8 protein-coding genes and 2 pseudogenes are annotated in these 9,282 nt (G+C 42.9%); all 10 read right to left on the bottom strand.

What is annotated here, in order from left to right; all coding sequences use genetic code 11:
- Window positions 1–102 (bottom strand): annotated as a pseudogene (locus tag GMD1S_RS12120) (anaerobic ribonucleoside-triphosphate reductase activating protein); the annotation flags it as partial.
- 4 nt (window positions 103–106) lie between these two features.
- The gene (locus GMD1S_RS05795; RefSeq protein WP_000423392.1) at window positions 107–607 is read right to left on the bottom strand and encodes a GNAT family N-acetyltransferase; all 501 of its coding nucleotides are present in this window, start codon (window positions 605–607) and stop codon (window positions 107–109) included.
- Between the two features lie 44 nt (window positions 608–651).
- On the bottom strand, window positions 652–792 hold the full coding sequence (locus GMD1S_RS05790; protein ID WP_000521625.1) for a hypothetical protein: 141 nt from the start codon (window positions 790–792) through the stop codon (window positions 652–654).
- 11 nt (window positions 793–803) lie between these two features.
- Window positions 804–3,011, bottom strand: a complete 2,208-nt coding sequence (nrdD, locus tag GMD1S_RS05785) for an anaerobic ribonucleoside-triphosphate reductase (RefSeq protein ID WP_008279195.1) — start codon at window positions 3,009–3,011, stop codon at window positions 804–806.
- A 120-nt stretch (window positions 3,012–3,131) separates the two neighbouring features.
- Window positions 3,132–4,649, bottom strand: a complete 1,518-nt coding sequence (locus GMD1S_RS05780) for a hypothetical protein (protein ID WP_001103711.1) — start codon at window positions 4,647–4,649, stop codon at window positions 3,132–3,134.
- Window positions 4,650–4,684: 35 nt separating this feature from the next.
- Window positions 4,685–4,828, bottom strand: a complete 144-nt coding sequence (locus tag GMD1S_RS12240) for a hypothetical protein (RefSeq protein WP_000933184.1) — start codon at window positions 4,826–4,828, stop codon at window positions 4,685–4,687.
- A 75-nt stretch (window positions 4,829–4,903) separates the two neighbouring features.
- Window positions 4,904–6,435 (bottom strand): annotated as a pseudogene (gene cls / locus GMD1S_RS05775) (cardiolipin synthase).
- Between the two features lie 135 nt (window positions 6,436–6,570).
- Window positions 6,571–7,515: a 3-oxoacyl-[acyl-carrier-protein] synthase III C-terminal domain-containing protein gene (locus tag GMD1S_RS05770; RefSeq protein ID WP_000141197.1), complete on the bottom strand. Its 945-nt coding sequence runs from the start codon at window positions 7,513–7,515 to the stop codon at window positions 6,571–6,573.
- Between the two features lie 14 nt (window positions 7,516–7,529).
- A complete protein-coding gene (locus GMD1S_RS05765) occupies window positions 7,530–8,792 on the bottom strand; it encodes a F390 synthetase-related protein (protein WP_000724365.1) in 1,263 nt (420 codons plus the stop codon).
- Window positions 8,770–9,282, bottom strand: a 513-nt coding sequence (locus tag GMD1S_RS05760) for an MBL fold metallo-hydrolase (RefSeq protein WP_000310948.1), incomplete at its 5' end; no start/stop codon positions are given. The genes GMD1S_RS05760 and GMD1S_RS05765, both read right to left, overlap by 23 nt.

The following is a 9,282-nucleotide window of genomic DNA, read 5'->3' as shown; positions in this document are numbered from 1 at the left end:
ACCTTCTCCATCGACAAAGTTAAAGGCCTTATAATCAATGATCCGCCCTTTGCTAAGTTCCTCACTTTTCCATTCACCTGGTTTTGGTGTATTCCATGTCATCCTTTTACTCCAAATCTATCCAGTAACGTTCTACGCCATTGCGAACATCCTCAAACACCCCGCCGTTTGCCACAATCACCGCCCTACTAGCAGGATTTTCCGTACTACAGGTCACAAGTGCTTTTTTGATGTTCTTCTCCTTGGCAACTTGCAGGCCTTGTCTGAGGGCTTCTTTGGCATAACCCTTACCTCTTTCAGAGGGGCGGATGGAATAGCCGATATGGCCCCCATTTTCTAGTAAGTAGTCATTTAATCGGAGACGAAGGTTGAGAAAGCCAAGAGCCTGGCCTGCTACGTCAAAACTAACCAGCTGGATAGCAGGAACCCAGTTTTCAGGAATATTGAATCCCGCTTCCGCTTGAAGATTTTCTTCTAGCCACTCTTCATAAACAAAATTGTTGGCGTTCCAAAACCCACCATCATGAGGGGACTGTGCTTGTTCAAACTCTGCCATCATCTCTAAAACTGTTTCTTTATCTGCCAATATCGGTCTGCGTAGTTCCATATTCCCCTCCCACCTAAGAGAAAAGTGAGAGCAGACTCTCACTTTTATTTTTTCTTGTTCTTGTTTAAAAACTGTTCTCTGAGGTTGAGCAAGCGTTCTTTTTTACCTGTTCCACCTTTCGAGTGTTTCTCGTGATAACGGGTCACTTGTGCGCGTCCCTTATCGTCTAATTGGTATTTCCCCATTCCATTTCCTTCTAATTTGTTACTTCATGTCCTGCTGTTTTAATAGTTGAACCGTTCATGTGTTTGACACGCGCAGCGATTTCCTTGTGGCGTCCGTTAACCATCGGACGTGCTTGAGGATTTCCCAGATAACCACACGTACGTTTGACCACATCTACTGTTTTAGGGTCGCTATTGCCACAGTTGGGACAAGCAAATCCTCTCTCAGTTGGTTCAAAATCCCCTTCAAAGTCGCACTTGTAGCAACGATCAATCGGAGTATTGGTCCCTAGATAACCGACACGGTCATAGGCATAGTCCCAAACAGCTTCCAAGGCTTTAGGATTTTGTTGAAGAACTGGATACTCACAATAATGGATGAAACCACCTGACGCACCTGCTTCTGGATAAACTTTCTCAAAGTCTAATTTTTCAAACGGTGTTGGATTTTTCCGGACATCGTAGTGGAACGAGTTGGTGTAGTATTCCTTATCCGTGATGTCAGGAATAGAGCCGAACTTCTCTGTATCCAAACGACAAAAACGGTCCGTCAAACTTTCGGATGGTGTTGAGTAGATAGAGAAATGGTAATCATATTGATCTGACCACTCTTCCACACGTCGTTTCATATCACGAATGATGTCAAGCGTGAATTCCTTGGCTTCAGGATTGCTTTCCCAGCTATTACCAAAGAAGACCGTCGCCACTTCATACAAACCGATGTAGCCCAGCGAAACTGTCGCACGGCGATTCTTAAAGAGCTGATCAACACTTTCTTCTTTTCCGAGACGGCGACCGAAGGCTCCGTACTGATAGAGGATAGGGGCATTCGCTGGTGTTGCTTCCTTGGTCCGTTCAACACGGTAAACCAGAGCATCTTCTGCGATGTTCATACGTTCGTTGAAGATTTCCCAAAACTTATTCAGATCCCCTTCAGACTCGAGGGCGATACGAGGCAAATTGACCGTCACAACACCTAGATTCATCCGACCTGAATTGACCTCGACACCATTCTCATCTTTCCATCCTTGGAGGAAGGAGCGACAACCCATAGGAACCTTGAAAGAACCAGTCAGTTCGATAATCTTATCATAGGACAAAACATCTGGGTACATCCGCTTGGTTGCACACTCGAGGGCCAACTGTTTGATGTCGTAGTTAGGTGAACCTTCCTCTAAGTTAAGTCCTCTTTTAAGCGTAAAGATGAGTTTAGGGAAGATGGCTGTGCGGTGTTCTGAACCAAGCCCCTTGATACGAATGGTCAAGATAGCTTTTTGAATTTCCCGTTCAAAACGACTAGTTCCTAGACCAAAACCGAGCGAAGTAAAAGGTGTTTGTCCATTTGAAGTGAAGAGAGTGTTGATTTCATACTCAAGAGATTGCATGGCATCGTAGATGTCCTTTTGGGTTTTCTTCCAAGCGTAATCTTCACGTTTCTCGGGCAAGACCCACTCTTCCGCATCCTTGAGGTGCTTTTGGTAATTCTTCTCTGCATAAGGCGCCAAGACTTCATCAATACGGTCAGCTGAGCAGCCCCCGTACTGGCTAGAAGCAACGTTGGCGATGATTTGTGAAATTTGAGCTGTCGCAGTCTGGATAGACTTGGGACTCTCTACCTCTGCATTTCCAATCTTAAAACCATTTTCCAACATGCCTTTAAAATCAATCAAACAGCAGTTGGTCATCGGAGTGTAGGGGCTGTAGTCCAAGTCATGATAGTGGATATCCCCTTTTTGGTGAGCATTAGCTACGTGCTTAGGAAGCATTTGCAGCCCGATTGATTTCCCAACAATCCCTGCTGTCAAATCACGCTGAGTATTAAAGACATCACTGTCTTTATTGGCATTTTCATTGACAACTGCTTGATCTTTATTGAGCAGTTTATGGATACTAAAGTTTATATCTGTCGCTTTTGAGCGCTCAAAATCCCTTTGTGTCCGATAAGTGATATACTCCTCAGCCAGCGCATACTCTTTGGCTTCAAGGAGTTCATGTTCTACGACATTTTGAATTTCGTAAATCTTGACACCTTGAGGGAAGCGACTGTGAATTTCAGTCACGATTCTTTCAACTAGACCATTTAGGCGTTTTTCTACTAGAGGCGTAACGTCCATAACCTTTTCCGCCGCCTTGTGGAGAGCCTTGTCAATCTTGTCTACATCAAACACCACACGTCTACCATCTCGTTTTTCAACGAACAAGGTGGGAACGGTTGCAAGCTTTTCTTCTAATACAATCATATCCATGCTCTTTTCTAAAATGTTGTTCTATGAAGTATTATACCACTCTAAAAATAAAAATCAATATCTTGTGTTAAAAATCCTAAAAATTTTAAAATTCCACAAGATATTGATTTTTTGTTATTTGGATTTATAAAGTTTGAACTCGCTAGTATCTGTCTGAACAAGCTCATAGTTTTCACTGAGCCAGCTCTCTACATCTGACCACAAGGCAACTTTTTGATTGACCACAATCATCTTCGGTTGATTCTCTTTCAGATCATTCATCAGTTTAGTTTTATTTTCATCGCTTGCAGTATAGAGTGTTGGAGTTGATAGAGAAGTTGGCGCCAAGCGCTCACTGGTACGGTAGAAATCAGGACGATCATCCCAAGCATAGACACGATCCTCAGAACTCGTTTGTTGTTTAACCACGCTAGCAAGACGGTCTCTCTCCTGATAAGTCGCTGGGTGCGAAAGGTAGCGACTCACGATAGGAAGAACAATAAGGTAGGCAAGGGCAATCAGTGGTAGATAGAAATTTCCTTTAAGGAAAGAAGTTTGTTTCTCACGTCTTCTTCTACGACGACCGCCTCCATCCGAAACATCTTCCTTGATTCCTGTCAGAAGGAGCAAGACCAAGAAAGGAATTAGCACCACAAGACGAGTACCGTTGATAGGTTCTTTGGAGAGAATCAAGATTCCCAAAGAAACCAACAATCCCAAGCTAGCAGCAATTGAGAGGGCATATTGCTTGGCTGGTTTTGACTGGAACAAGCCTGTAAAGAGCAAGACAAGGGAACCTAATCCAATAGCAAGCAAACCGTAGAAGGCTGCATTTTCAAGCAAATGCGAATTTGAAAAGAGGCTAAGAGTATTTACCGGATACAAGGTCTGGCTAATGGCATCTCCAAAACTACCTGTCCACACTGTATAGTAGCCTAAAGGATAGAATAAGAGTGAAAATCCTAGGGCTGACGCAAAGAACTGATATAAGCCATGAACAAAGTGACCTTTAGCTAGATTATAGCCGATGATGCCCAAGGCCAGTACAGCCGCAAACAAGACGGTTGGGATTGGCGCAAGGAAGAAAGCGAGAGCAAGGCTCATCCCCACTCGTACAAATCCTTTATCATCCTTTGGAAAAGCTAGATAATTTGTAACGATACTCAATGAATAAAATAGGAAAGGCAGGGCTAGCAAGAGAGCATAACCGCCACCAAAAGCGAGGCCCGCTACAAGCAAGTATAGAATAAAGACAACTCGCTTCGCTTCATTTTCTTGGCCGACAAGAGTATCCGCAGCCTTAAAAAGAAAAACACCTGCTCCAAACAAAGCCAACCACTCAACCAAAGCAATCAGAATACTGCCTTGAAAAAGGTAGGTTAGCACATAATAGAGCAATCCCTCCGTCCCAAAATAATCTGTATACATTTGACCATTTTGATGCAAGGCCCAACCGGTATAAAGATCCTGGGTTTGTTGCGGACTGATTAAACCAAAAATAAAAGGCAGGGCAACCGAAATGGCTGTGGCCACTAAACTCCAAAGCAAAATACTAAAAAAGGGAATGGGAGCTCCTTCTCGTTTTTCTGGCACTGACCAGTCTTGGTAATGAGATTCTTCTTGTTTCTCATCTATTTTCCCGTATACGTTCATTCAATTTCTCCTCTAAGTTTATCTGTTTTAGTATATCAAAATCTTACAGGAATGTCAGCTTGGGATTGATATTTGCTGAATTTCTTATCCAATAGCGCAAAGCGTTCGATTTCACGAAAACGGTGGAATCGACTGTTTCTATACTCTCTGATAAAATCATCATCTTCTAGATTAAGCATGGTTTTCTCCTTTACTTATCTATTCGTAAGAAGACAAAAATAAGATCCAGCCTTGGGCTAGATCTTGATGGATAGTTAGAGCATAGGTGCAAACAACTGGACAATTTCCTTGATTAGGCTTTGATACCAGCTTGTTTTGATAGTGTGAGGATAAATTTCTTGAGAAACTTTAAAAATCTCTTCGAAGTCCCTTTCAATATCGATGATGGACTGCGTTCTATAAAGTAAGACGGCATTTTCATAGTGGTGGAGCAAGCTACGATAGTCAAAATTGATGGTCCCCACAGTAGCTGCCTCTCCATCGCAAGCATTTGCTTGCTATGAAGGAATCCCGGACTGTACTCATAAATACGAACCCCCGCAGATAACAAGTCTGGATAGGCTCCTCGAGTAACTAACTGAATAACCTTCTTATCTGGGATACACGGTGTCACAATTCGCACATCTACCCCTCTCAGAGCTGCATTTTTGATACTTTCAGTTAGATCGTAGTCAGCAATCAGATAGGGAGTCGTGATATAGACGTAATCTGTAGCTTGATTGATAAGATTTTGGTAAACCGTTTTTCCAACTTGAGCTCTGTAGATGGGTTTTGGCCCACTACTATAGGGAATACAGAGCCCCATCCCATCTTTGGGCTGATTTTCGAGATGGTATTGGTCAAAATCACTAATCTCTCCACGGTTGATATACCAGGCAGATAAAAAGAGTCTGGTAAAAGCTTTAACTGCCGGTCCATCCAGACGAATACCGCTATCCTTCCAATAACCAAAGCGTTCGATATGGTTGATATACTCGTCTGCTAGATTGACACCACCTGTATAGGCAATCTGCCCATCGATAACCATGATTTTACGGTGATCACGGTTGTTATAAGCAACAGTCAAGCGTGGAATCACCTTGTTAAATTTATAGGCTTCAATCCCTCGGCTACGAAGCTGGATGGTATAATCCCCAGGCAAGGTTGCCATACATCCAATATCGTCGTAGAGGAGCTTAACTTCTACTCCTTGAGCAGCCTTTTCTTCCAAAATCTCTAAAATACTGTTCCACATCAAGCCTTCTTCGATGATATAGTACTCAAGAAAGATAAATTTCTCCGCTTTCCTGAGATCCTCTAGCATCTGATGCCACATGCTTTCACCAGATGCAAAAAATCGTGTATCCGTTCGATCATAGACATCGGCATTCGTGTCCATGCTGAGGAGAGATTTGATAACGCCATAAGCCGACTTGTCTTGCTCTTTTAACTCCAAACGGAGAGCTCTGCTATTGTCCTCTCGATCAACCATTGATTGGAGCTGCTTTAGCTGCTTCATTTCTTTTTTAGATAAACGACGCTCTCCAAACATGATATAGAGTAAGGGACCAAACACTGGCACAAAGGCTACTAATAGCCATGTTACCTTACTCTCAGGATTCATAGATCGATTAACAATCGATACAATAGTCGCTAAGCTCACTAAAATGACTAGGATAATCCAGACAATTGGAGCCATTTGCCCAAGATAGAGAAATAAACCAAAGACGATAAACAACTCTGCCAACATGATGGTAATACTAAAACCATATTTTGACATGAGTAGCTGCATTTTTCTAGCTGTCATACATCCCCTTCCTTTTCTAACATTCTCCTTAACTGCTTGATAAATTAATGTTTCTACTAGTATACCTCAGTTCAGGGGTAGATGGCAACCTTTTACCTTTGCTCAAGTTCCAGTCGTTCCGTGTTTAGATGATTATTACAATTTCAAAGCCAACATATTGACCGTCATACCAGCTGCAGTCCCCATAAGGTAGACGACATCTCCCTCCTTGATAAGTCCATGCTCCAAAGAATAAGCCAAGCCAAACGGTACAGAGACTGACACCATATTTCCATAGTCAGTGACGAGATTGAGGTACTGATCCTCAGCCACACCTAGTTTTTCCATGACCAAAGGAAGAGCACGACTTGCTTGGTGAGGAATGATATAGTCCACGTCTGCCAAGGCTAGCTGTGTTTTTTCTTGAAACTCTTCAAACATGACTGGGATTTTACGAGCAGACAAGAGGAGGATTTTCTTCCCCTTCATGTCAAACATATAGTTGGTCTTCGTCGCTTCAGAGTACTCTTTTGGTTGAAAAGAAGTCAGACCTCCACGAATCTCCGTATCGTGAGCCCCTTCTGACCAAGTACGTTGGAGACTAGCAATGACCCCTTTTTCCTGATGACTTTTTTGGAAAATAAAGGCTGCTGCCCCATCACTAAAGAGTTCAAAACTTTCTTTCTGCTTGGGATTGAGCCCTAAACTACCAACCTCACTAGACACAATCAAGACACGATTGTATTCGCCCGCCTCGATCAAGTGGGACATAGTCGATAGAGCAGAAATAAAGCTGGTACAGGTCGTATTGATATCCATAGCTGGAATAGAGAGTCCTTTTGCCACGCGCTCATGAATCAAGGCAGCAGTACAAGGAATAGGCTGAACTCCAACTGCACTAGCTGATACAAGGCAATCGATATCTTTAATATCTAAATTTGCATGTTCAAGCGCACGCTGAATCGCTACCTCTGCCAAGTCGAGTTGCGTTTCTTCATTTTCAACTACACGATAACGGGTCTGGTCTTTGAATTGGACGGTATGCTTGGGAAGGCAAACACCATAACCTGCGATTTCTACATGTCTTTTTACTTCTGTCATTGTCTTTTATCCTTTCATAAACGTTGGATTCGTTTGAGTTTACGGCTAGTATCCCAGTGATAATCTGAAAATTGGATTTGAGGAACTATGAACTCTTTTTGCTGGGCCAAGAGTTGGAACTGTGCTAAAATTGCTGTCTCTACGTCCTCATCTCGTCGGCTTAAACAAACTTCCACTAATTTCTCGGAATGTTGCTTAACTTGGTAATCTCCTACATTCTCCACAAAGAGGATGCAACGCCTGATAAAGTCTGGATAGATGGTTACCTGTCCCCCATTCTGCCCTTCAAAGTAGAAGATATCATCAGAGCGTCCTTCGACCTTGTCAATCCGTGTATAGTAGGAGCCACAGGGACAAGGCTCCGGATTTTCAACCAAGATATCATTGAGCTGGTAGCGATAAACAGGCTGACTACTTCGCTTAAAGTCCGTAATCACTGGATAAAAACGGCGGTCATCTAGATACTGCTTTTCCACAAAGATAATGTCTTCGTTGAGATGTAGATTTCCAGCTGAGCAAGTGCAGGCTAGGAAACCTTCTGTCGCCTGATAAACTTGGTCAATGATGGATAGTGAAAAGGCTTCTGCGATCCGTCCCCTATCACTATCTTCCAAGATTTCCGCCACCGAAACGATTTTTTGTGGGTGAATAGCTAACTCTCCATCCTTGAGACGCTTGCTCAATTCAATCAACATCGAGGCTGGCGCCACAATAATCGTTGGTTGATAGTTGTTGAGTCGCTCGATATGCTCATCTGTATGTTTGAAAATATCAAAATACTCTAGACGAATGAGCGCCGTATTGATGGTCTGATAGAGTTCATTATCAGCTCTCAGGAAAAAGGCGATGCGGTGTCCAAAAAGCTGACCCTTGGGCAACATCTTTGCCAAGATAGCTGCAGCCCACATACTTCGCTCTTTCTCTGTTGTGATAAAGAGCCCCCGATGTCCAGACGTCCCTGAAGACAGACCGACGGCTACTTCCCCTTTAAGTTCAGTGAAGTCACGGGTCTTCTCACTTTCAATAGCTAAGGATAAGGCTTCATCTCTATCCACTCCTTGGGTGTTGAGCTCATTAAAATGTTCCATCATAAAAGCCTTGTCCATATGGTCAAAGTTGCTAGGAATCCCATTTTTAAAGTAGGGAGACTCTCGCTTTAAAAAGTCCATATAGTTGGCTAATTGCTTTTTCTGATAGTTTTCTACAGCTTCTCGAGATTTGAAATGATGAAGCCAACGAGTTTGGATAAAGGTTTTAAGAAAGGTTATTTTTTTCATGTAAGATTGACTCTATCCTTTCTACAGGATCATGACTAACAACTACCTCAATACCGGCCTTTAAGACTTCCTCCAGAAACTCTGTCCCCCTGATATAGTCGGCCCTATTATCCTGGACCAAGGAAGGAATCAGGTGCATCTGCTTGGTGTAAGGTAAGAGGTCAATTCCCCAACAGAGGTCCGCTGCAATGAGGAGATTAAGGTCTGGAAAATATAGACAGGCTTGCCCCCTAGCATGCCCGTCAACAGAGGCTACTAGGATACTGCCATCTCCGAAAAGATCACAAATCGGACGATAGGGAAAAGTTGAAACTTGCTGGTCAGCTCTGATAATGGTTAGATTTTTCTCAAAAGAAGCTGGTAAAAACTCCTTGAAAATCAGGTCTTTCAACTTGGGTTTTTGGTAGACTTCATATACTTCTTTTGTCAAGATAAAGGTTGCACGAGGAAAGAAACTAGCTCCTCCCAGATGATCTGGATGTAGGTGTGA

The organism is Streptococcus sp. GMD1S, assembly GCF_000296875.1.
In the GTDB taxonomy this organism is placed as follows: Bacteria; Bacillota; Bacilli; order Lactobacillales; family Streptococcaceae; genus Streptococcus.
The sequence above is the reverse complement of the archived record's forward strand: the minus strand, read 5'-3'. Positions and strand labels throughout refer to the sequence as shown.

What these genes read in the sequence shown, in the direction of transcription:
- GMD1S_RS05795 (WP_000423392.1), bottom strand. Translation starts at nt 607, where the DNA reads ATGGAACTACGCAGACCGATATTGGCAGATAAAGAAACAGTTTTAGAG.
- GMD1S_RS05790 (WP_000521625.1), bottom strand. Translation starts at nt 792, where the DNA reads ATGGGGAAATACCAATTAGACGATAAGGGACGCGCACAAGTGACCCGT.
- nrdD (WP_008279195.1), bottom strand. Translation starts at nt 3,011, where the DNA reads ATGATTGTATTAGAAGAAAAGCTTGCAACCGTTCCCACCTTGTTCGTT.
- GMD1S_RS05780 (WP_001103711.1), bottom strand. Translation starts at nt 4,649, where the DNA reads ATGAACGTATACGGGAAAATAGATGAGAAACAAGAAGAATCTCATTAC.
- GMD1S_RS12240 (WP_000933184.1), bottom strand. Translation starts at nt 4,828, where the DNA reads ATGCTTAATCTAGAAGATGATGATTTTATCAGAGAGTATAGAAACAGT.
- GMD1S_RS05770 (WP_000141197.1), bottom strand. Translation starts at nt 7,515, where the DNA reads ATGACAGAAGTAAAAAGACATGTAGAAATCGCAGGTTATGGTGTTTGC.
- GMD1S_RS05765 (WP_000724365.1), bottom strand. Translation starts at nt 8,792, where the DNA reads ATGAAAAAAATAACCTTTCTTAAAACCTTTATCCAAACTCGTTGGCTT.